Here is a 20,364-nt window from a genome sequence, read left to right on the forward strand (position 1 = left end):
GCGCGGCGCGGCCGGCCGGGGGCCCGGGGCCCGGGGGGGGGGGGGGGGGGGGGGGGGGGGGGGGGGGGGGGGGCCCCCCCCCCCCCCGGACCGCTTCCCCGGCCCGCGTCCACGGCCCGGGCGACGGGCTCGGAAGGCCGCGGGGTCAGCTCCCGCGCAGCTCGCTGACGAGCTGCCGGGTCGTCGGTGTCGGCCCCACTCCGAGCTCGGCCAGGGCCTTGGTGAGCCGCTGGAACTCGGCCAGCACCGCGTGCGGCGCGCCCAGCGCCCCCTCCACCTGCATCCGTACGCAGTAGGCGGACTCGCAGAACGGATCCCGGTTGATCGCGAACGAGGCCGCCCGCCTGGCACGCTCCAGGTAGCCGAGCGACAGCGCCACCTCGGCGGCGTCGACCGCCGCGTTGACGATCATCACCTCCAGCTCGTGCCGGCGTTCCTCGGCCCACTCCAGCTCGCTCTCCGGCAGGTAGGGCCCCTCGACCAGTTCCAGCGTCGACTCGATCCGCTCCAGCCGCTCCGCGCCGCGCAGCCCGTACGCGTCCTTGATCATCCGTTCGAAGCGCAGGTCGGTGCTGTCCACGTACAGGCCGTCGGCCCAGCGGACGTGGCTCTGCGAGGTCCTGGCGAGGTTCACCCCGGTCGCCTGGCGCAGCTTGTGCACCACCTGGCGGAAGTAGTTGCCGCCTCGGCGCGGGTCGGCGTCGGGGAAGAGCCGTTCCTGCAACCGGTGCCGCTCCACGCCCTCGGGGTGCAGCGTGAGGTAGGCGGCCAGCTCCAGCACCTTGGTCCGGCGCGAGCAGCGCGGCACGCCGTCCACGATCAGGTCGAGCACCGGGCCGTGCGTGTGCACGTCGACGACGATCACCCGCTCGGAGGCCGCGACCGGCTGGCGCTTGCGCGCCTCCGGCGGCTGGTGGCCGACCAGCTGACGCCAGCGGGTGCCGCCGGCGTCGTTCTCGATCTGGCGGCGCAGCACCCCCGGCACGTCGTTCAGCGCGTTCTTCAGGACGAACAGGCAGCCGATCGCGTTCGCGGTCTCGTAGGCGAGCTCGACCGAGGCCGACGCCGCCTCGGCGTTGCCCAGCCGGGCCTCGGCCTCGGCCAGGTAGGTGGCGGCGAAGGGCAGCATCAGGGTGCGGCCCGCCGCCCGCATCGCCTCGGTCGCGCTGCGCAGCACCCGCGCGGCGTCCTCCGGCCGGTCGATCCGCAGGTAGGCCAGGCCCTGGAAGGTCTGGCCCCACTCGGCGTAGCAGCGGTTGCCGCTCGCGGCCGAGCGGCTGATCGCGTCGGCCAGGGTCATCCGGGCGTCGTCCACCCTGCCCAGGGTGAGCTGCAGGACGCCGACCACGACCTCGAAGCAGGGCTCCCAGCCGAACCGGGTCCTGCGGCTGTGCTCGACCGCCGACTCGGCGGCCCACAGCGCCTTCTCCGTCTGCCCTTCGGCCCACAGCAGCCACGCCTCGTGGAAGAACCACAGGTCGGTGTGCGCGCCGAACTTGATCGTCTCGGGAACCTCGTCCAGCAGTTCGCGGGCGAGCGCCAGCTCGCCGCGCCAGACCAGGGCGAGCAGCGGGTGCGGGGTGCGGAAGAACGAGCGCGGCGGCCAGTCGCCCTCCTCGGGCAGCATCCGCAGCAGCTGGTCCAGCCGCCCCTGCACCAGCAGCCCCCAGGAGTACACGCGCTCGCTGTCCACCCAGTCCCTGCCGGGCGGGGAGGCGACCGGCTCACGGCCCGCCACCGCCTCCAGTTCGTAACGGACCGCCTCGGCCCTGAAGTCGCCCTCGTAGTTGCGGATCAGCTCAAGCGCCTGGGCCGGGCGCCACTGCATGGCGTATCCGACGAACGCGACCGCGCCGGGGTCGGACTTGGCCACGTCGCCGAGCATGCCCTCCTGGTGCAGCCTGCCGATCAGCGCCTGCGCCTCGGGGATGCGCCGCACCCCGTACAGCGCGCGCAGCAGGGCGCCGAGCAGGACCGGCCGGGACTCGACCACCTGGATGCCGAACGTCTCCAGCCAGCGCAGCAGGACCCGCCAGTCGGCGCGGGCGGACAGCGCGGCGACGGCGCTCTCGGCCACGTCCGCGGCCTTCTCCACCTCCCCGGCCTCCAGGTAGGTCTCGACCGCGTCCTCGTGCATCCCGGTCTCCTCCAGGAGCCGGGCGTAGCGGCTCTGCAGGCCGGGCAGCTCGCCGGGCAGCCGCGCCTGCAGCTGCTCGCGCAGGTACTGGCGGAACCGGGGGTGGTAGACGAGCGCGCGGTCGGCCTTGGTCGCCGGCAGGTGCCGCGAGCCGAGTGACTGCCACAGCCGGTAGCCGTCCTCGCCGCAGAGGGCGACCGCGGCCCGCGCGGTGACGATGGCAGGGATCGAGGTGCGGAGCAGGAAGTCCTGCTCCTCCTGCGGGAGGCGGGCCAGGATCTCCCTGGAGACGAAGCCGGCCAGCGCGTCCGGCCCGTTCTCGGACTTGAGGCCGGGGACGATGTCGAAGGCGACGGCGGCGATCCAGCCCTTGGTGGCCTCCATCAGCGGCGCCGGGTCCCGCCCGTCCTGACCGTGCGCGGCGAGCAGCGTGCGGGCCTCGTCCATGTCGAGGGCGAGGTCCTCGCCGCTCATCCTGGCGATCCTGCCCTGCATCATCATCCGGCCGATCGGGCCGCTCAGGTCCTCGCGGCTCAGGATGACCGTACGGACACCCGGCGGCAGGTAGTCGAGGAAGATACCGAGCACGGCGAGCGCCTCGTCCGCGTCCACCAGCCACTCGCAGTCGTCCAGGACGAGCAGCAGGGAGGTGTCGGCGACGCTCTCGGCGAGCATCGCGGCCACCTCGGTCGTCGGGAAGCCCTCCGCCAGGGCGGACTCCACCGTCCTGGGCGCCTCGGGATTCAGGCCGGACAGCGCCTCGGCCAGGTAGACCATCAGCCGGGACGGGCTGCGGTCGCCGGCGTCGAAGGTGAGCCAGGCCAGCGGCCAGCCGAGTCGCGTGGCGAACATCCGGGTCTGCACGGTCTTGCCCGAGCCGGCCGCAGCGAAGATCACAATCGTCTCGTGAGACACCAGGAAGGCGGCGAACTGTTCGTCCAGCCGGTCCCTGGTGATCGTCCCACGCGGCAGTCCAGGGGGTTGGACCTTGTGACTCAAGATCATGCCAGCCTCAGTTCACCAGAACGTAGCTTCACGGCAACTTCACCGAAACCCCCGTCGAGTGAAGCCGCACTTCAATCAAGTGCTATGGCAATACTTATGTCAAGAGTGTTGCCGTTTTTAATACCCTTTTCGACACATTGTGGGCTTTATTGATCACTGCGATCTAAGTAACGGATAGTGAGGATCGCCGTCGGTTTCCAGCGGTCTCCGCCTGTCGATGCTGCGCCGCCGGGCGTCACCTCGGCCATCACCCGGGCCACCCCCGTGACGACCCCCGATCCGGCCCCGGGCCCATAACGGCGGTGGTAACGCCGGGTGGGGTGAGGTGACCGTAGCGCCACCCTTCCCGTACGCGAACGGAGCCCTTCGGTGTTCTACTACTTCCCGGACAACTACATGTGGTCCTCGGCCTTCAACCTCGCCCTGATGGCGGGCGGCTCGCTCGGCGAGATGAACCGGTGGCTGTCGCCGCTGCGCGAGGGCGAGCCCGACAACGAGGCCTGGGGCAAGGCGTGGGCGGGGATGGCCGAGCAGCAGGAGACGCAGGCCGCGGAGGACCTCTCCGCCGGGCTGCGCCGCAGCGCCGGCCTCCGCTACCTGCGCGCCTCGGTCTACCACGCCAGCGGTGAGCGGCAGATCCCCCCGGGCCCCGAGAAAAGCGCGAGCTACCAGGCATCGCTGGACGCCTTCGAGAAGGCGATCGAGCTGGTGCCGCTGAACGTGGAGCGGATCGAGGTGGACTCGCCCGACGGCGTACTGCCCGGCTACCTCATCCCGGCCAGGACCGCCGAACCCGCCCCGGTCGTGATCTTCTACGGCGGCTTCGACGTCACCAAGGAGTTCCTCTACGGCTTCATCGAGGAGGAGTTCGTCCCCCGGGGCATCAGCTGCCTGGTGATGGACAGCCCCGGCGTGGGCGAGCCGCTGCGGCTGCGCGACGTGCCCTCGCGCCCCGACTACGAGGTGCCGACCGCTGCCGTGATCGACTACCTGGAGACCCGCTCCGACGTGGACGCGAGCCGGATCGGCGTGATGGGGATCAGCCTCGGCGGCTACTACGCGCCGCGGTCGACCGCGTTCGAGCCCAGGATCAAGGCGTGCGCCGCCTGGGGCGGCATCTGGGACTGGGGCGCCACCTGGGAGAAGCGCTGGGCGACCCGGTCCAAGACCGTGTCCGTGCCGTGGTTCCAGCTGCCCTGGGTGATGGGTACCGACACCATGGAGGCCGGCCTGGAACGCGTCAGGCAGTGGACGCTGGTGGACGTACTCCCCAAGATCACCCAACCGCTGCTCATCGTGCACGGCGAGAACGACCGCCAGGTCGCGGTCGAGGACGCGCACAAGGCCTACGCGGCGGCCGGTTCCGCGGACAAGACGCTGCGGATCTTCACCGTCGCCGAGGGCGGCGCCGAGCACTGCCAGACCGACGAGCCCGACCCGGCCCGCCAGCTGATCGCCGACTGGTTCGGCCAGCGCTTCGGCACCCTGCCCGCGCAGGACTGACCCGCCGCCGTCCACGGGTTCACGAGGGTTTCGTGAGGGTTTCGTGAGAATGAGGAGACATCGGGATGAGCACTGACACCGGCGGCGGGTCCGCACGCAAGGTGACGCTCGACGACGTGCACGCGCTGTGCGACCGGTACCGGAACTGGGGCAGGTGGGGCCCGGACGACCAGCTCGGCACACTCAACCACATCGAGCCGGAGATGGTCGTCGCCGCGGCGAGACTGGTCCGGCAAGGCAAGATCATCTCCTGTGCGCTGCCCTACGACGGCAACGGCCCCCAGAACGGCTGGGGCGGACGGGTCAACCCGCTGCACTTCATGCTGCAGGACGGCGGCGACGCGGCCATCGGCGCACAGGACCACATGGCCCGGCTGAGGTACGCCGACGACGCGATCTACATGCCCCTGCAGTCGGGCACCCAGTGGGACGCGCTGTCGCACGTGTTCTACGACGGCAAGATGTACAACGGCTACGGACAGGAGCACGTCTCCAGCACCGGGGCGGAGAAGAACGCGATCCACCTGATGACCGAGAAGGTCGTCGGGCGCGGCGTGCTGCTGGACATCCCCCGCCACCGCGGCGTGCCCTGGCTGGAGCCGGGCCAGGGGATCGACAGCGCCGAACTGGCCGCATGCGCCGAGTCCCAGGGGGTCGCCGTCGGTCGCGGTGACTTCGTGCTGGTCAGGACCGGTCACATGGCGATGTGCCGGGAACAGGGCGCCTGGGGCGGATACGCCGCGGGCGACGCCCCCGGCCTCACCCTGGACTCGGCGCACTGGATCTGCGGGAACGAGATCGCCGGGGTCGCGACCGACACCTGGGGCATGGAGGTGCGGCCGAACGAACTGGAGGAGATCTTCCAGCCGGTGCACATCGTGCTGCTGGTCAACGCGGGCCTGCTGATCGGCGAGATCTTCGACCTGGAGAAGCTCGCCGAGGACTGCGCGGACGACGGCGTGTACGAGTTCATGTTCGCCGCGGGGCCGCTCCCGTTCACCAAGGCGGTCGGCTCGCCGCTCAACCCGATGGCGATCAAATGAACATCGACGAACTCGACCGGCTCCCGGTCGCCTGGGAGCCCGACCCCGCCGACTTCCCCGCCACCCCGCTGGGACGGATGGCGGCCAGGCACGGAATCGCCACCTTCGAGGAGGTGGCGGCCCGCGCCGCCGCCGACCCCGCGTGGTTCTGGGGCGCCGCCGCCGACGACGTGCTGCGCTGGCGGCGACCGTACGACACGGTGCTCGACCTGTCGGACGGCCCGCAGTTCCCGCACTTCTTCAAGGGCGGCGGGCTCAACTGGGCCGACTACGCGGTGGACCGGTGGGTCGAGGAGAACCGCGGCGACGACGAGGCGATCGTCTGGGAGGGCGACGACGGCTCGGTCCGCACCGTCACCTACCGCGAACTGAAGGAGCGCATCGACCGGGCCGCGGGCGCGTTCACCGCGCGCGGCGTCGGCGTGGGCGACGTGGTCGCGCTGTACCTGCCGATGGTGCCCGAGGCCGTGGTGGTCGTGCTCGCCGCCGCCAAGATCGGCGCCGTCGTGGCACCGTTCTTCAGCGGCTTCGGCCCCACCCCGGTGCGCGAACGGCTGCTGGACTCCGGCGCCAAGCTGATGGTCACCGCGGACGGCTTCGAGCGCCGAGGCAGGCTCGTCCCGATGAAGGAGACCTTCGACGAGGCCGCCGAGGGCCTGTCGGAGCTGCGTACCGTGCTGGTGGTGCGCCGGCTGGGCCGGGACGCCCCGATGACCGCGGGCCGCGACGAATGGTGGGACGAGGCGCTCGCCGCGGCCGAGCCCGTCGCGGAGACCCCGGTCCTGGACGCCGAGACCCCCTGCATCCTGCTGTACTCCTCGGGCAGCACCGGCCGGCCCAAGGGCTGCCTGCACACCCACTCCGGCCTGCCGTTCAAGTTCGCGCAGGAGGCGAGACACGGGTACGGCATGGACAGGGGCGACCGGCTGCTGTGGCTCACCGACATGGGCTGGGTGATGGGCGTCTACACGATCACCGCCGCCCTCACCAACGGCGCCACCGCCGTGCTGTACGAGGGCACCGCCGACCACCCCACGCCCGACCGGCTCTGGTCGCTGGTCGAGCGGCACCGGGTGACGGTGCTGGGCGTCTCCCCCACCCTGGTCAGGATCCTGGCCGGCCTGGGCGACCGGTGGCCGGACGCGCACGACCTGCCCGACCTGCGGGCGATCTGCAGCACCGGCGAGCCGTGGAACCTGGAGCCGTGGTGGTGGTGCTTCCGCCACGTGGGCAAGGGACGGACGCCGATCGTCAACATGAGCGGTGGCACCGAGTGCGGCGCGTCCATCGTGAGCGGCTCGGTGCACCGGCCGATCAAACCCGCCGGGTTCTCCGGCCCCACCCTGGGCATGGCGGCCGACGTGTTCGACCCCGACGGGCGCTCGGTCCGGGGCGAGGTGGGCGAACTGGTCGTGCGTGGCCCGTGGCCGGGCATCACCAAGGGCTTGTGGGACGGCCCTGAGCGGTATCTGCGGACGTACTGGAGCCGCTACCCGGGCACCTGGCAGCAGGGCGACTTCGCCTACGTCGACGCCGACGGGCACTGGTTCCTGCTGGGCCGCTCCGACGACACCATCATGCTGGCGGGCAAGCGGGTCGGCCCCGCCGAGATCGAGTCGCTGCTCGTCGACGACCCCGAGGTGGTCGAGGCGGCGGCGGTCGGCGTCCCCGACGAGCTGAAGGGCGAGGCGCTGGTCTGCTTCGTCGTACTCGCGGAAGGCGCCGACCCGGCCCTGGTCCTGCCCAGGCTGGAGGCGTCGGTGGTGGCGAGGGAGGGCAAGGCGACCCGGCCCAAGGCGGTGCACGCGGTGCCCGCGCTGCCGAAGACGCGCAACGGGAAGGTGATGCGGCGAGTGGCGCGGGCGGTCTACATCGGGGCCGACCCGGGCGACGTGACCGCGCTGGAGAGCCCGGAGCCGCTCGCCTCACTGCCACGGCAGGCGAGCACCACCTGACCCGCGCACGCCGACGGCGCCCCCGCGACTCGCGGGGGCGCCGTCGGCGTTGCGGTGATCCATCCAGCTCATCCGGCTCATCCGGCTCATCGCGCCGAGGCGCCCGGCCGGTCACGAGTACTCCGTCGACGACGCTGCCGTCGACGTCACGCGTGCAGAAACGCCCCGACCGGTCACGGGCGCACCGTTCGCGACTCGCGGTCGCCCGTCATGCCGGAAGGCGCCCCGGCCGGTCAGCCGGGGCGCCATGGTCACGGCCGGTCAGCCGGCCGGGGCGAGGAGGGCGCTTCTCCGCCACGATCTCGGCGAGGGCCTCCTCCAGCGGCCAGCGCGTCTCGTAGCCGTAGTCCCGCCGGAAGTACGTGTCGTCGAAGTTCATCGGCCAGCGGTGGTCGGCGTCGGCGGGCTCGATCCTGGCGCCGGGGATCAACCCGCGCGCGATCTCCGCCATCTCCCCGACGCTGCGGTAGTCGCCGCGCACGTGGTAGGCGTTGTGCAGAGGCTCGCGCCCCTGGCTCGCCCGGACGAACGCGTCGGCCGTGTCGTGGATGTACACCATGTTCATCATCGACCCGGAGTGGAACGCGGGCCGGCCCGTCTCACCGGCCAGCGGCTTGGTGACCAGCTCGTCGATCAGTCGGCGGGCGGTGCCGATCAGGCAGGCGGCGCCGTAGGCCAGGCCGATCCTGATCGAGGTGTTCATCACGCCCAGCGAGCTCCGGTAGTACTCGCCCATCGTCTCGCCGAAGACCTTGCTGCCCTCGTACACGTCGCCGGCGTGGATCCTGGCGTCCTCGGTGATCGGCTCCCCCGCGCCGTACTCGGCCGGGTCGAACAGGGCGGCGCTGCTCGCCAGCACCGTGCGCTCCACGCCGAGCAGCCTGGCCGCCTCCAGCACGTTGTAGGTGCCGACGATGTTCGACTGGATGCACTGCCCGCGCTGTGCCGCCGACCGGTCGTGCAACTCGGCGGCGAGGTGGATGATCCGGTCCGCCCGGTGCGTGCTGACCAGGTCGGCGACGAGCGCGAAGTCGGTGACGTCCCCCTCGACGAAGGCGAGCGCGTCCGGGGCGCCGGACGGCTCGGCCGCCCACTCGGGCCGCCGGTCGAGCGCGACGACCCGGTGGCCGTCGCGCAGCAGCCGGTCGACGACGTACGAGCCGATGAACCCGGTCGCGCCGGTGACCAGATAGGTCATCGTGATTACTCCTGACTTTCAAGGGATTGAGGAGGTGCGGGGAGAGGGTGCCTCACGTGGCGCTCGGGCGGTATCCGGCGTCGACCTGGAGCGCGGCGCCGGTGACCGAGCGGGCGTCGTCCGAGGCCAGGTAGGCGAAGGCCGCCGCGACCTCCTGCGGATCGATCATCCGGCCGAGCGCCGTCCTGGCCGCGTACCTCGCCTCCAGGCCGTCGTCCGCCGCACCCGCCGCCGCGAAGATCGCGGTCTTCGCCGGACCCGGCACGACCGCGTTGACCCGCACCCCGTCGGGGCCGTACGCGAGGGCGAGCGAGCGCGTCAGGTGCACCACGGCCGCCTTGGCCAGCCCGTACGCCGGGGCGCCGGGGGTGGGCCACAGTGCCGCCGCCGAGGCCGTGTTCAGGATGACGCCGCCGCCGCGCGGCCGCATGGTCGCGAGAGCCGCGCGGCAGCCGTACCAGACCCCGGCCACACAGATCCGCCACAGGCGCTCGAAGTCCTCGTCCGCGCCGTCGGCGTCGATCGGGCCGCCCGCGATGACGCCGGCGTTGTTCACCGCGATGTCGCACCGGCCGAAACGGTCCACGGCCGCCGTGAAGGCGGCCTCCACCTGCTCGGCGCTGCCGACGTCGGTGCGCTGGAACACCACCCGCTCTCCCGAGGGGTCGATCTCGGCGGCGACGGCGGCGGCCGACTCGGCGAGGTCGGCGAGCACCACCGAGGCGCCCTCGGCGAAGAAGCGCTCGACCGTGGCGCGTCCGATGCCCGAGCCGCCGCCGGTGACCACGGCCGTACGACCGTCCAGCCGCCCGCTCACGGCGCCGGTCACAGGGCCGGTCGCTGGGTCGGTCGCTGGGTCGGTCGCTGGGTCGGTCGCGGAGCCTGCCATGGGGCCGGTCACGACGCACCGCCCGACGGGCGCAGGTGCTTGTCCAGGAAGGCCCCGGCGATCTCGGCGGTGGTGTCCGTCAGCGGTCCCATCGGCCCGCCGTGGCCGCCCTCCGGCGGCAGGTGCAGCTCCTTCGGCTCCCCGGCCCGTGCGTACACGGCCCGGGAGTGGTCGGCGGAGATCACCGTGTCGTCGACCGGGGTGATCAGGCACAGCGCGCGCGGCGCGATGGCGGGCGCGAGGCTCTCCGGCGAGAAGTCCAGCGCCAGCCGGACGTTCTCCAGCGGGTATCCCTCGGGGTAGACCGACTGGATGAACGCGGCCTCGGCGTCGAGGGCCGGGCTCGGTGGCAGCGGCATCAACACCGACAGCGGCACCCGCTGCCCCGTCCCGATATGCGCACCCTCCGCGCCGCCCTCCCCGGACCCGGTACGCGCACCCTCCGCGCCGTCCCCTCCGGACCCGGTACGCGCACCTTTCGCGCCGCCCTCCCCGGACCCGTTGCGCGCCCGCTCCGCGTCGTCGCGATCCAGCCGCGCCAGCAGCGCGGGCAGGTCCGCCCCGTGCAGCTCCTCCAGCCAGCGCCGCCCGTCGGCGAGCGGGACCAGCGAGAGGCACGCCTTCAGCCGCTCGTCGGCGGCCGCGGCGGCGACCGCGATCGCCCCGCCGAAGCTGGCGCCCATCACGCCCAGCGCCGAGCCGTCGATCTCCGGCCGTCCGGCCAGGTAGGTCGCGGCGGCGGAGACGTCGCGTACCTGCTCGGCCGGGTCGCAGCGCAGCCGGACACCCTCGCTGCCGCCGAAACCGCGGTGGTCGATGGCGAGGACGGCGTACCCGCGCTGGGCGAGCCGCCCGGCGAGCGGCAGCACGCGGAAGTTCACCGCGCCGCTCCAGCCGTGGCTCGCGACGAGGGCCGGTACCGCCCCGGCCCGCTCCCTCGGCGTCACCAGGACGCCGCGCAACCGCAGGCCGTCGCTCTGGAAGTGGACGATCTCGGCGTCGACCTCGGGGCCGCCGGAGAGGTTGAGCTGGATGCCGTCGTCTGCCGACACGATCACGTGGCAGGACCCCCGTTCGGATGGTTCCGGTACTCGGCGCCACGTAACGCGACCCCCCATTACCCGCCGCGTTACGCCGTGCGCGGGTGCGACCGGGTGCTCTCGACCGGGTGTAGTGAGGGCGGGAGAAAGGAGCCCGGCATGGGCAAGGGACCGCTGCCGATCGAGGCGGACGAACTGTACGACTACCTGCTGACGCGCAAGAGCCTGCACCTGGCCACGCTGAACCCCGACGGCTCGCCGCACCTGGCCACGATGTGGTTCGGCCTGATCGACCATGACATCGTGATGTGGACCCAGCGGAGCTCGGTGAAGGCGCGCAACCTGCGGAACGACCCCCGGATCACCTGCCTGGTGGAGTCCGGCGACGACTACTCCGAGCTGAAGGGCCTGACCGTGTCGGGCCGGGTGGACCTCGTCGAGGACGACGAGTCCATGCTGCGCATCGGCGAGGCGATCATCTCGCGCAACTACCCCGAGCCCGGCAGGCCCGACTACCGGAAGATGGCGCTGTCGGGCCTGCGGGTCGGCATCGTGGTCCGCCCCGAGCACTGGTCGAGCTGGGACTTCGCCCGGACGGCGAAGCACCGCTAGGACCCGCCGCGGCCCTGTCCGGCAGGGCGGCTCAGGACGGCTGAGCGCGGTTCAGTGCTGCTCAGGGCTGGTCGGCCAACCGGGAACGCTCGGTCGCGGGCCACCCGGCGACCAGTGCGCCACTCGGCCGACCGGGGACGCCCTGCCGCAGGGCCGCTCCCACCCCAGGGCCGCTCGGCCGACCGAGGTCGCCCGACCGCGAAGCCACTCAGCCCCTCGGGGCCGGGGCCGTCGCGAGGGCGGGCAGCAACTCGCCGAGTACGGCGGCCCCGTGCCGGTCCGACTCGTCAAGCGGGTGCAGGATCAGGTCGGTGACGCCGAGCCCGGCCAGTTCGGCCAGTTGCTCGGCACAGGACTCGACGTCCCCGTAGACGGTGGCCTCCCTGCCGTGCTCGGGGCTTCCGTAGAAGGCGGAGAACCAGGCGTCGACCGTCCGCTCGGCCCGGGAGCGCCGCGGTTCGACGAGCAGGTACACCCGCTTGGCCACGGCCAGGGTCTCCCTGGCCCGCCCCTCCTCGGCGAGGACCTCGTCCAGCCGGACGGCCAGCTCGGCGAACCGCGCGGTGGGCTGCCGTCCGGCCGCGACCCAGCCCGATCCGAGCCGCGCCGCCCGGCGCAGCGCGGGGACCGACCCGCCGCCGACCCAGAGCGGGGGCGGCGCGACCGGGCGCGGGCTGATCCCGACCCCGGTGAAGGGCCAGATCGGGCCTTCGTGGTCGACCTCGTCCTCGGTCCAGAGCCGGCGCACCGCGACGAGGAACTCGTCCAGCACCGCCCCGGGCCCCCAGTCGTCCAGTCGCAGCGAGGGGAACAGACGGCGGTCGCCGCTGCCGACCCCGACGACCAACCGGCCGTCACCGCCGAGCCGGTCGAGGCTCGCCAGCTCCTTGGCCGCGGTGATCGGGTTGCGCCCGGGGGCGACCAGCACCGCGACCCCCAGCCGCACCCGTGAGGTGTGCGCCGCGGCGAAGCCGAGCATGCCGACCGGCTCCGGCGTCGGCGTCCGGCCCGCGAGCTGGTCCAGGGTCCACAGCGCGTCGACCGGCGAGGCGTCGGCCTCGCGCAGCCAGGTCGCGATCTCCTTGGGGGCGGTGCCGGCGGCGAAGCGCAGCGGCAGGTTGAGCCCGATCCGCGGTCGTGCAACGGCGGACACTCGTGCCTCCTCGGCGACGGCGTCTCGCCGTCGCGAAACGGTGGCGGCCAGCGTGTCCGGGCGCACGTTACCCCCGACGTTACGAACCGCGTCCGTAACTTCGGGGTGAACGGCGGCAGACAAAGATCACAATCACCGAGCAGGAGGGACAAGCATGGCAGTCGAACGGTTCCCGGTCGAGGGAGGCCACATCATGATGTTCGCGCGGGCCATAGGCGACCTCGACCCCGCCTACCACGGCGCGATGACCGGTACTCCCGCGATCGCCCCGCCGACCTTCGTCTGGGCGGCCGACCACTACGACCCCGACAGCGCGGTCCGCCCGAAGCCGGGCGAGCCGTGGGTCGGGTCGGGGAGCACCCCGTCGGGGACCGGCGGCCCCGAGTCGGCCGACCTCGGCCTGCACGCCGAGCAGCGGTTCGAGTATCACCGGCCTGTGCGCGAGGGCGACGTGCTGAGCGCGGTGGACCGCCCCGGCCGCACCTGGACCAAGGAGGGCCGGCGCGGCGGTGCGCTCACCTTCGCCGAGCGGGTCACCGAGTACCGCGACCAGAACGGCGAACCGGTCGTCACCTCGACCCTGGTGACGGTGCGGACCGCCCGTCCGGTCGGAGCGGGCGAATGAGCGCCGTCCCCCCCGCCGCCGCGAACAGCGCGGCGGACGGCGCGGCGGACCTCACGCCGGACGTCGCGGTGGGCCAGACCAGGGAGCTGACGCTGGTCAGGGACCTCACCCGGACCAGGATCGTCCAGTACGCGGGCGCGTCCGGCGACTTCAACCCGGTGCACACCGACGAGCGGTTCGCGGTGGAGGCCGCCGGTTACCCGTCGGTGTTCGCGCACGGCATGCTCACGATGGGGATGGCCGGCCGGGTGATCACCGAGTGGTTCGGTCCCGAGTCGCCGCTCCGGTACGAGGCACGGTTCCGCACCCCGGTCTTCCCCGGCGCGACACTGACCGCGCGGGCCGAGGTCGAGTCGGTGGACGGCTCGGCGGGAACGGCCACGGTCACGCTTGCCGTGACCGACCAGCACGGCGCGGTCGTGATGACGGGCACCGCCGTGGTACGCACATCCGCCGGTGGCGCCGGCTCCGAGAACAAGTGACGGCCGCCGCACCGCGCGCCGACGAAGGAGAGGAAACCGTCATGCCTGATGGGAACGAGCTGATCGGCCGCGTCGGCTTCGGAAGCGGCACGATGATCGCGCAGGGGTACGGCGCGGTGGACGAGGAGTCCGCCCGGGGCGCCGTCGACGCCGCGTACACGGCCGGGGTGCGGTTCTTCGACACCGCGCACTTCTACGGTTCCGGCCGGTCGGAGGCGATCGTCGGCGAGATGCTGGAGGGCCGACGCGAGGAGGTCCGGCTGTGCACCAAGGGAGGCGTGCGTTACAGCGACCCGACGAACCTGCTCACCCTGGTCTGCGACTCCTCCTACGACGCGCTGCGCCGGTTCATGGACGAGTCGCTGACCCGGCTGCGCACCGACCAGGTCGATGTGTACCTGCTGCACCAGTTCGACCCGGCGCTCACCCCTGAGCAGCAGATGGAGAACCTGCAGCGGCTCAAGGACGAGGGTCTCGTCCGCGACGTCGGCTTCTGCAACTTCGGCGCCGAGGCGAGCCGGCGGGCCCTCGCCACCGGTATCCCGTCCGCGGTCGAGTACAGCTTCAGCCTCCTCGACCACCGCTACCTGACCGAGCTGTCGGACGCCGGGGCGCGCGGCGGGCTGCGCGTCACCTACGGCTCGTACGTGCACGGTCTGCTGTCGGAGGACTTCCGCCCCGACCACGAGTTCGAGCCGGAGGACTGGCGCGGCCGCAGCCGGCGCGAGGGCCGCTCGGGGACGTCGGGCAACGTGTTCTTCGCCGGGGACGCCTTCGCCGCCAACGTCGCGATCGCCGGACGGCTGCGGGAGCTGGCCGGGTCGCTGGGCCTCTCGCTGGCCGCGTTCACCCTCGCCCTGACCGTGCGGGAGCCGTACTCGGACATCGCACTGTTCGGCTGCCGCAACGCGTCCGAGGTGGCGGACGGGCTGAGCGGCCTCGCGGTGGAGCTCGACGAGGAGGTGCTCGCCCGGGTGGCGGAGATCCTGTCGGCCGCCGACCGGCCCACCGAGAACCTGCTGGGTCGGTGAATCGGCCGATCCGCCCTGATTCGACCACTGCCCGTCCGCGAATCGGCCAGGTCCGTCCCTAATCGACCGTTGCCGTTCGCGAATCGGCCAGGTCCGTCCTGAATCGCCGGTTGCCGTCCCCGAGTTCGTCGTGAATCGGCCGTCGCCGTCCGCGAATCGGCCAGGTCTGTCCTGATTCGACCGTTGCCGTCTGTGACCCCGTGACTCCGCCCGCCCAACGTAACGCGCACGTTAACGAGACCTCCGCAGTATCTGGTCCTGCCGGCGCTTCGCCGTCACGTCCCAGGTGGCTCCCCGCAGCGGAGCCGGCGATATGAGAGGTTCACATGCGAAAGAGCAAACTCGGAATAGCTGTTCTCGGGATAGCCATGCTGGCGACGGCGTGCGGCTCCGGTGGTGACGAGGGAAGCACCGCGCAGTCGGGCGGCCTGCCCGCCACCATCAAGATCGGTGTTCCGCTGGACGTCAGCGGCGCCGCGGGCATCGCCGGTGTGGGGACCAGCGAGCGCGACGGCGTACGACTCGCGACCAAGGAGATCAACGACACCGGTTTCCTGGGCAGCTCGAAGATCGAGCTGGTGGAGATCGACACGAAGGCGGACAAGCAGGAGGCCGTGCAGGCGGTGCTCAAGCTCGCCTCCGACCAGGTCGACGCGGTCGTCGGCTTCACCCTCACCCCGTCGTTCCTCGCCGCGGGACCGCAGCTGCAGCAGAACGGCATCCCGACCATGGCGGTCGGCCTCTCCTCGGGCGGCGTCACCGAGATCGGCGACTACATGTTCCGTCTCTATCCCGACATGGCCAACGTGATGCCCCCGGCCGACAAGGAGTTCGCCGCCGCGTTCGGCGACCTCAAGACCGCGGCGTACCTGTACCAGAGCGACTCCGAGGCGGCCAAGAACGTCATCGGCAAGCGCCAGGAGGCACTGGAGCAGGCCGGTCTCCAGACCCTGGGCACCGAGACCTTCGTCGGCACCGACACCGACGTGCGCGCCCAGCTGACCAAGCTCAAGCAGCTGAACCCCGACGTGCTGGTCACCATGCCGCTGCCCGGCATGATGAGCACGATCTACCTGCAGCTCGACGAGATCGGCTTCGACAAGCAGGTGTTCATGGCGCCGGACGTCAGCGACGCCACCATGGAGCAGGCCGGCGAGGCCATGCAGTGCTTCGTGTACGTGACGGCCTGGAACGGCCAGAGCAGTGAGGGCAACAACAGCCACTTCCTGGATTACTGGAAGCAGAACGGCGCGCAGCGCTCCGCCACCGTCTTCGAGGCGGCCGGTTACGCGTCGCTGTGGTCGATGGCGCACGCCTTCAAGAACGCCGGCAGCAACGACAAGAAGGCCGTCCGGGACGCGCTGGCGGCCCTGAGCGACCTCGACACCCCGTTCGGCAAGATCGGCTTCACCCAGAACCGGGCCGCCGACGTCAAGGGCACCAAGCTCCAGATCGTGGACAGCAAGATCACCCTGTTCGACGAGCAGAAGTCCCCCGGCTGCAAGGCCTGACCCGCGCCACCCGCCCTGACGCCCTGACGCCCCGACCGACCCGACCGCCCAGACCGACCCGCCGCCCCGGCACGCCGCACCACGGTGTGCCGGGGCGTCGTCGTCGGCGGGTGCCCCCACCACCCATCACCCCCGCCGCCCATCGCCCCCCACCCATCGCCCCCACCACCCACCGCCCATCGCCCCTGCCGCCCATCCCGGAGGAAACCTCGCGATGACCTTCAAAATCGACCACCTCGTCCACGCCAACGTGGTCTGCAGCGACTTCGACCGGTCGCTCGACTTCTACACCCGCCTGCTCGGCGCCCGGGTCCTCGGGCAGCCGTTCGAGTTCGACGCCGGAGACGACTTCCGTACGATCCTGGACGTCACCGGACCGGTCCGCTGCAAGGCGGCCCTGCTCAGCTGGAGCTCCCGGGACACCGACACCTATCTGGACCTGCTGCACTTCACCGACGACGGCGGCGCACCGGCGCCGCGCACGGCCAAGGACGCGGGGCTCGCCCGCCTGGGGCTGCGGGTCGAGGACATGGACACCACGATGGCCTGGATCACCGAGCACGGCATCCCCGTGGTCGGCGGGCCGGTCACGCTCGTCCCCATGCCGGGCCGCGAGCGGCGCGTGGTCACCATCCTCGACCCCGACGGGACGCTGCTGAACCTGATGGAGTTCTCCGGCCCCTCCGCACCCCCGGCCGGGAGCGTGCGCGGATGACCGGCGCCACCGCCCCGCGCGGGGCACCGATAACGGCCGCGACCATACCCCCGCCGGGCTCTCCCGCTCACGTAACGCCGGTGTTAACGAGGAAACGCAACGCTGGCCCCGATCTCGTCACACCGCGGACAGCCAGGGCCGGGGCCACGAGAGGGAACGGAGGACGGTGTGCAACAGACCATTAACGGCTTGGCCTTGGGGAGTACCTACGCCCTGTTGGGCGTGGGCGTCACCCTGGTCTGGGGTGTTCTCAACCTCCTCAACTTCGCCCACGCGCAGATACTGACCTGGGGCACCTTCGCCGCCCTGGCCTCGCTGCGCCTGGGCGTCCCCGTACCGGTCGCGATCCTGGTGGGCATGGTGGCGGCCGGTGTGCTGTCGGTGCTGATCGACCTGGTCGTCCTCGCACCGCTGCGCGGTCGCAAGGCACCGGAGTTCTCCTTCGTGGTCGCGACGATCGGCGTCTCGCTGGTGCTCACCACGGTGCTGCGCACCTACACCGACGCGCAGACCGAGGCGTTCCCCCGGCAGGGTTTCCCGGTCGGCGCCTTCGAGTTCGCCGGCCAGAACGTGCCCCGGCTCCAGGTGGTCATGTTCGTGATCGCGGTGGTGGCGATGGTGGGCCTCGCGTACTGGCTGAACCGGACCAAGTCCGGCCGGTCCGTCCGCGCGGTGGCCCACGACCGGGAGACCGCCGAGCTGCTCGGTGTGAACAGCCAGCTCGTCTTCTCGATCTGTTTCTTCGTCGCCGGCGCGCTCGCCGCGGTGGCGGGCATCTTCGTCGCCGCGTCGGCGGCGCAGGTGTCGTACTCGTCCGGCGACGGGCTGCTGCTCATCGCCTTCGCGGTGATCATCCTCGGCGGCATGGGCTCGGTGAAGGGCGCGATCATCGGCGGTCTCGTCCTCGGCGTGGTCGAGGTCTACGCCACCACCTACGTCTCCAGCTCGTTCAGGGAGATCATCGCGTTCGCCGTCATCCTCGCGATGCTGGTCGCGCGGCCGTCCGGGTTCTTCGGCAAGAAGGAGGCCGCCCGTGTTTGAGTGGCTCGAACCGCTCCAGCTGTTCCGGCTGGACACCGCGCTCATCCTCACCCTGCTCGTGATCAGCGTGCACATCACGTTCCGGGTCGGCATCATGTCGCTCGCCCCGATGGGGTTCGCCGCGGTCGGCGGCTACACCGCGGCCCTCATCGCGACCAAGTCCGAGCTGCCGTTCGCGATCGGCCTGCTCGCCGCCACGGTGCTGGCGGGCATGATCGGCGCACTGTTCGCCCCGCCGGTGCTGCGGTTGCGCGGCATCTACATGGCCCTGGGCAGCCTGGCCCTCGCCCAGGCCATCGTGGTGCTGATCCGGATCAACGACTACACCAACGGTCCGAACGGCATCGCCGGCATCCCGGTCGAGGTCAGGACCGAGCACCTGGTCGTCGCGCTGCTGGTGGCGTTCGTACTGCTTGAGCTCAGCCACCGCTCCTACTTCGGCCGGGCCGCCAAGGCGGTACGGCTGGACGAGCGCACCGCGGAGGGCATGGGGGTGAACGTGTTCCGCGTCCGGTTCGTGAGCTTCACCGCGGCCGCCGCCGTCGCCGGGTGCGCGGGTGCCCTGGAGGCGCACCGCACCACGGTGATCAGCCCCGACCAGTACGGCTTCGCCACGCTGGTCATCGTGTTCACCTACGTGCTGGTGGGCGGCAACGGGCACTGGGCGGGGCCGATCCTGGTCACCTGGGGGCTCACGATCCTGCGCGACTCGCTGCACTTCGCGGGTTCCAACTGGGAGGACGTCATCTACGGCGTGCTGCTCGTCGTGATCCTGCTGGTCGCGCCGAACGGCCTGTCCGACCGCTCGCTCTACCGGGGCCTGCGGCGCCGCTGGCGCGGCAGACGGGACCACCCCGCGCCCACCGTCCAAGACCCTGCCGAGAAGGTGGCGAGCCGATGACCGCGCTGCTGGAGTTGTCCGGTGTCAGCAAGCATTTCGGCGGCATGAAGGCCGTGAACGACGTCTCGTTCTCCGTGGGAGAGGGCGCCATCTACGGCCTGATCGGTCCCAACGGCGCGGGTAAGACCACGGTGGTCAACCTGATCAGCGGCTACCTGAAGCCCACCGCCGGGCGGATCACCCTCGCCGGGTCCGATCTCGCCGACCTGCGCCCGCACCGGCTCGCCGCCGCGGGCATCGCCCGCACCTACCAGAACCTGAAGCTCTTCGACGAGAGCACCGTCCTGGAGAACGTGCTGATCGGCCGGCATCTGTCCTTCAAGGGCCGCCGCTGGCAGCTCGGCCGGGTGCGCAGGCGTGAGGAGGCCGAGCAGCACGAGGTGGCGCGGCGGCTGATCGACCGGGTCGGCCTCACCTCGGTGATCGACGTGGACGTGGCCGAGCTCTCCTACGGCATGCGGCGACGGGTCGAGATCGCCAGGGCGATGGCCACCGAGCCTCGGCTGCTGCTGCTCGACGAGCCGACCGCCGGAATGAACCGGGCCGAGTCCGACGACATCGGACGGCTCATCCAGATGATCAATGACGAGGGCGTGACCGTGCTGCTCGTCGACCACAACGTGCGGCTGGTCACCGAGGTCTGCCACCGGGTCGTCGTCCTGGACTGGGGCAGCGTGCTCACCGAGGCCGGCCCGCACGAGGTGTGGCAGGACGAGCGGGTCAAGACGGCCTACCTCGGCGTCAAGGAACGTCGCACAGCGGACACCGTGGAGGCACCGGATGCTGGTCGTTGATTCCCTGGTCACCCGTTACGGCGCCGTCGAAGCGCTGCACGGGGTGAGCCTGGAGGTCGGTGCGGGCGAGGCCGTGGCCCTGGTCGGGCCGAACGGCGCGGGCAAGACGACCCTGCTGCGCACGATCTCCGGTCTGGTACGGCCGACGGCCGGGACCGTGACGATCGACGGCAGGGCGACCGGGCGCCGCGCCGCCTACCGGGTCGCCCGGCTGGGCGTCAGCCACGTGCCCGAGGGCCGGGCGATCCTGTCCCCCCTCACCGTGAAGGACAACCTGCTCATGGGCGGCAGCCGGCTGCCCGGCTCCGAGGCCGGCGAGCGGATGGACGAGATGATCGAACTGTTCCCGGTGCTGGGACGGCGGATCGACTCCCTCGGCGGCGTGCTGTCCGGCGGCGAGCAGCAGATGCTCGCGATCGCGCGCGGGCTGATGGCCCGCCCGCGGTTGCTCATGATCGACGAGCCGTCGATGGGGCTCGCCCCGCGCATCGTGGGCGACGTGCTGGACGCGCTGCACCGGGTGGTCGCCACCGGCACCGCGGTGCTGGTGGCGGAACAGAACGTGGGCCTCGCGCTGGAGGTGGCCGACCGGGCGTACGTGATGGTGGTCGGGGACATCGTGGCGTCCGGGCGCAGCGAGGACATGGACGAGAACAGCCTGCTGGAGACCTACCTGGCCTGAGGCTTTCCCGTCTTTCCGACGTCCCGGTGGTCCGGTCTCCCCCGGCC

Annotated in this window: 18 protein-coding genes; 13 read left to right on the plus strand and 5 right to left on the minus strand. The window is 71.8% G+C overall.

Features of this window, described 5'->3' with window-relative positions:
• Window positions 1-145 precede the first annotated feature (145 nt).
• Window positions 146-3,142 carry a BTAD domain-containing putative transcriptional regulator gene (locus ACFY3D_RS03445; protein ID WP_389974381.1) on the minus strand — a complete coding sequence of 999 codons (2,997 nt, stop codon included), beginning with the start codon at window positions 3,140-3,142 and terminating at the stop codon, window positions 146-148.
• 369 nt (window positions 3,143-3,511) lie between these two features.
• Here ACFY3D_RS03445 and ACFY3D_RS03450 point away from each other — a divergent pair, with 369 nt between their 5' ends.
• From ACFY3D_RS03450 to ACFY3D_RS03460, 3 genes are all read left to right on the plus strand, one after another.
• Window positions 3,512-4,645, plus strand: a complete 1,134-nt coding sequence (locus ACFY3D_RS03450) for an alpha/beta fold hydrolase (protein ID WP_362503611.1) — start codon at window positions 3,512-3,514, stop codon at window positions 4,643-4,645.
• A 65-nt stretch (window positions 4,646-4,710) separates the two neighbouring features.
• The gene (locus tag ACFY3D_RS03455; RefSeq protein WP_389974385.1) at window positions 4,711-5,688 is read left to right on the plus strand and encodes a cyclase family protein; all 978 of its coding nucleotides are present in this window, start codon (window positions 4,711-4,713) and stop codon (window positions 5,686-5,688) included.
• Window positions 5,685-7,643 (plus strand): AMP-binding protein, encoded by a 1,959-nt coding sequence (locus tag ACFY3D_RS03460; protein WP_389974388.1) that lies wholly within the window; start codon window positions 5,685-5,687, stop codon window positions 7,641-7,643. The genes ACFY3D_RS03455 and ACFY3D_RS03460 overlap by 4 nt, the downstream gene beginning before the upstream one ends.
• Window positions 7,644-7,851: 208 nt before the next feature.
• On the opposite strand, the gene ACFY3D_RS03465 is transcribed toward ACFY3D_RS03460, so the two are convergent.
• The 3 genes from ACFY3D_RS03465 to ACFY3D_RS03475 form a co-directional block, all read right to left on the minus strand.
• A complete protein-coding gene (locus ACFY3D_RS03465; RefSeq protein ID WP_389974391.1) occupies window positions 7,852-8,841 on the minus strand; it encodes an NAD-dependent epimerase/dehydratase family protein in 990 nt (329 codons plus the stop codon).
• Between the two features lie 52 nt (window positions 8,842-8,893).
• Window positions 8,894-9,670 carry an SDR family NAD(P)-dependent oxidoreductase gene (locus ACFY3D_RS03470; protein WP_389974394.1) on the minus strand — a complete coding sequence of 259 codons (777 nt, stop codon included), beginning with the start codon at window positions 9,668-9,670 and terminating at the stop codon, window positions 8,894-8,896.
• 68 nt (window positions 9,671-9,738) lie between these two features.
• A complete protein-coding gene (locus ACFY3D_RS03475; RefSeq protein WP_389974397.1) occupies window positions 9,739-10,788 on the minus strand; it encodes an alpha/beta hydrolase in 1,050 nt (349 codons plus the stop codon).
• A 141-nt stretch (window positions 10,789-10,929) separates the two neighbouring features.
• Between ACFY3D_RS03475 and ACFY3D_RS03480 the strand changes: the two genes are divergently transcribed.
• Window positions 10,930-11,382, plus strand: a complete 453-nt coding sequence (locus ACFY3D_RS03480) for a PPOX class F420-dependent oxidoreductase (protein WP_389974400.1) — start codon at window positions 10,930-10,932, stop codon at window positions 11,380-11,382.
• 208 nt (window positions 11,383-11,590) lie between these two features.
• Here the strand turns inward: ACFY3D_RS03480 and ACFY3D_RS03485 are convergent, their stop codons facing one another.
• On the minus strand, window positions 11,591-12,535 hold the full coding sequence (locus ACFY3D_RS03485; RefSeq protein ID WP_389974402.1) for an LLM class flavin-dependent oxidoreductase: 945 nt from the start codon (window positions 12,533-12,535) through the stop codon (window positions 11,591-11,593).
• A 154-nt stretch (window positions 12,536-12,689) separates the two neighbouring features.
• Between ACFY3D_RS03485 and ACFY3D_RS03490 the strand changes: the two genes are divergently transcribed.
• From ACFY3D_RS03490 to ACFY3D_RS03530, 9 genes are all read left to right on the plus strand, one after another.
• The gene (locus ACFY3D_RS03490; RefSeq protein ID WP_350942942.1) at window positions 12,690-13,160 is read left to right on the plus strand and encodes a MaoC family dehydratase N-terminal domain-containing protein; all 471 of its coding nucleotides are present in this window, start codon (window positions 12,690-12,692) and stop codon (window positions 13,158-13,160) included.
• The gene (locus ACFY3D_RS03495) at window positions 13,157-13,642 is read left to right on the plus strand and encodes a MaoC family dehydratase (protein WP_389974405.1); all 486 of its coding nucleotides are present in this window, start codon (window positions 13,157-13,159) and stop codon (window positions 13,640-13,642) included. The genes ACFY3D_RS03490 and ACFY3D_RS03495 overlap by 4 nt, the downstream gene beginning before the upstream one ends.
• A gap of 41 nt (window positions 13,643-13,683) precedes the next feature.
• Window positions 13,684-14,673 carry an aldo/keto reductase gene (locus ACFY3D_RS03500; protein WP_350942938.1) on the plus strand — a complete coding sequence of 330 codons (990 nt, stop codon included), beginning with the start codon at window positions 13,684-13,686 and terminating at the stop codon, window positions 14,671-14,673.
• Window positions 14,674-14,999: 326 nt separating this feature from the next.
• Complete coding sequence (locus tag ACFY3D_RS03505; protein WP_350942937.1) at window positions 15,000-16,184, plus strand: ABC transporter substrate-binding protein; 1,185 nt, start codon at window positions 15,000-15,002, stop codon at window positions 16,182-16,184.
• Between the two features lie 214 nt (window positions 16,185-16,398).
• Window positions 16,399-16,899: a VOC family protein gene (locus tag ACFY3D_RS03510; RefSeq protein ID WP_389974409.1), complete on the plus strand. Its 501-nt coding sequence runs from the start codon at window positions 16,399-16,401 to the stop codon at window positions 16,897-16,899.
• A 189-nt stretch (window positions 16,900-17,088) separates the two neighbouring features.
• The gene (locus ACFY3D_RS03515; RefSeq protein WP_350942934.1) at window positions 17,089-17,940 is read left to right on the plus strand and encodes a branched-chain amino acid ABC transporter permease; all 852 of its coding nucleotides are present in this window, start codon (window positions 17,089-17,091) and stop codon (window positions 17,938-17,940) included.
• Window positions 17,933-18,841 carry a branched-chain amino acid ABC transporter permease gene (locus tag ACFY3D_RS03520; RefSeq protein ID WP_389974412.1) on the plus strand — a complete coding sequence of 303 codons (909 nt, stop codon included), beginning with the start codon at window positions 17,933-17,935 and terminating at the stop codon, window positions 18,839-18,841. The genes ACFY3D_RS03515 and ACFY3D_RS03520 overlap by 8 nt, the downstream gene beginning before the upstream one ends.
• Window positions 18,838-19,635: an ABC transporter ATP-binding protein gene (locus ACFY3D_RS03525; RefSeq protein WP_350942932.1), complete on the plus strand. Its 798-nt coding sequence runs from the start codon at window positions 18,838-18,840 to the stop codon at window positions 19,633-19,635. Before ACFY3D_RS03520 ends, ACFY3D_RS03525 begins: the two co-directional genes overlap by 4 nt.
• Entirely contained in the window at window positions 19,622-20,317 is a 696-nt protein-coding gene (locus ACFY3D_RS03530; protein WP_350942931.1) for an ABC transporter ATP-binding protein, read from the plus strand. The genes ACFY3D_RS03525 and ACFY3D_RS03530 overlap by 14 nt, the downstream gene beginning before the upstream one ends.
• Window positions 20,318-20,364 lie beyond the last annotated feature (47 nt).

Source organism: Streptosporangium sp. NPDC000509 (assembly GCF_042898365.1).
In the GTDB taxonomy this organism is placed as follows: Bacteria; Actinomycetota; Actinomycetes; order Streptosporangiales; family Streptosporangiaceae; genus Streptosporangium.

Excerpts from the sequence above, each read along its gene's own strand:
- ACFY3D_RS03445 (WP_389974381.1), bottom strand. The coding sequence starts at position 3,142 with ATGATCTTGAGTCACAAGGTCCAACCCCCTGGACTGCCGCGTGGGACG.
- ACFY3D_RS03455 (WP_389974385.1), top strand. The coding sequence starts at position 4,711 with ATGAGCACTGACACCGGCGGCGGGTCCGCACGCAAGGTGACGCTCGAC.
- ACFY3D_RS03460 (WP_389974388.1), top strand. The coding sequence starts at position 5,685 with ATGAACATCGACGAACTCGACCGGCTCCCGGTCGCCTGGGAGCCCGAC.
- ACFY3D_RS03465 (WP_389974391.1), bottom strand. The coding sequence starts at position 8,841 with ATGACCTATCTGGTCACCGGCGCGACCGGGTTCATCGGCTCGTACGTC.
- ACFY3D_RS03480 (WP_389974400.1), top strand. The coding sequence starts at position 10,930 with ATGGGCAAGGGACCGCTGCCGATCGAGGCGGACGAACTGTACGACTAC.
- ACFY3D_RS03490 (WP_350942942.1), top strand. The coding sequence starts at position 12,690 with ATGGCAGTCGAACGGTTCCCGGTCGAGGGAGGCCACATCATGATGTTC.
- ACFY3D_RS03495 (WP_389974405.1), top strand. The coding sequence starts at position 13,157 with ATGAGCGCCGTCCCCCCCGCCGCCGCGAACAGCGCGGCGGACGGCGCG.
- ACFY3D_RS03500 (WP_350942938.1), top strand. The coding sequence starts at position 13,684 with ATGCCTGATGGGAACGAGCTGATCGGCCGCGTCGGCTTCGGAAGCGGC.
- ACFY3D_RS03505 (WP_350942937.1), top strand. The coding sequence starts at position 15,000 with ATGCGAAAGAGCAAACTCGGAATAGCTGTTCTCGGGATAGCCATGCTG.
- ACFY3D_RS03510 (WP_389974409.1), top strand. The coding sequence starts at position 16,399 with ATGACCTTCAAAATCGACCACCTCGTCCACGCCAACGTGGTCTGCAGC.
- ACFY3D_RS03525 (WP_350942932.1), top strand. The coding sequence starts at position 18,838 with ATGACCGCGCTGCTGGAGTTGTCCGGTGTCAGCAAGCATTTCGGCGGC.
- ACFY3D_RS03530 (WP_350942931.1), top strand. The coding sequence starts at position 19,622 with ATGCTGGTCGTTGATTCCCTGGTCACCCGTTACGGCGCCGTCGAAGCG.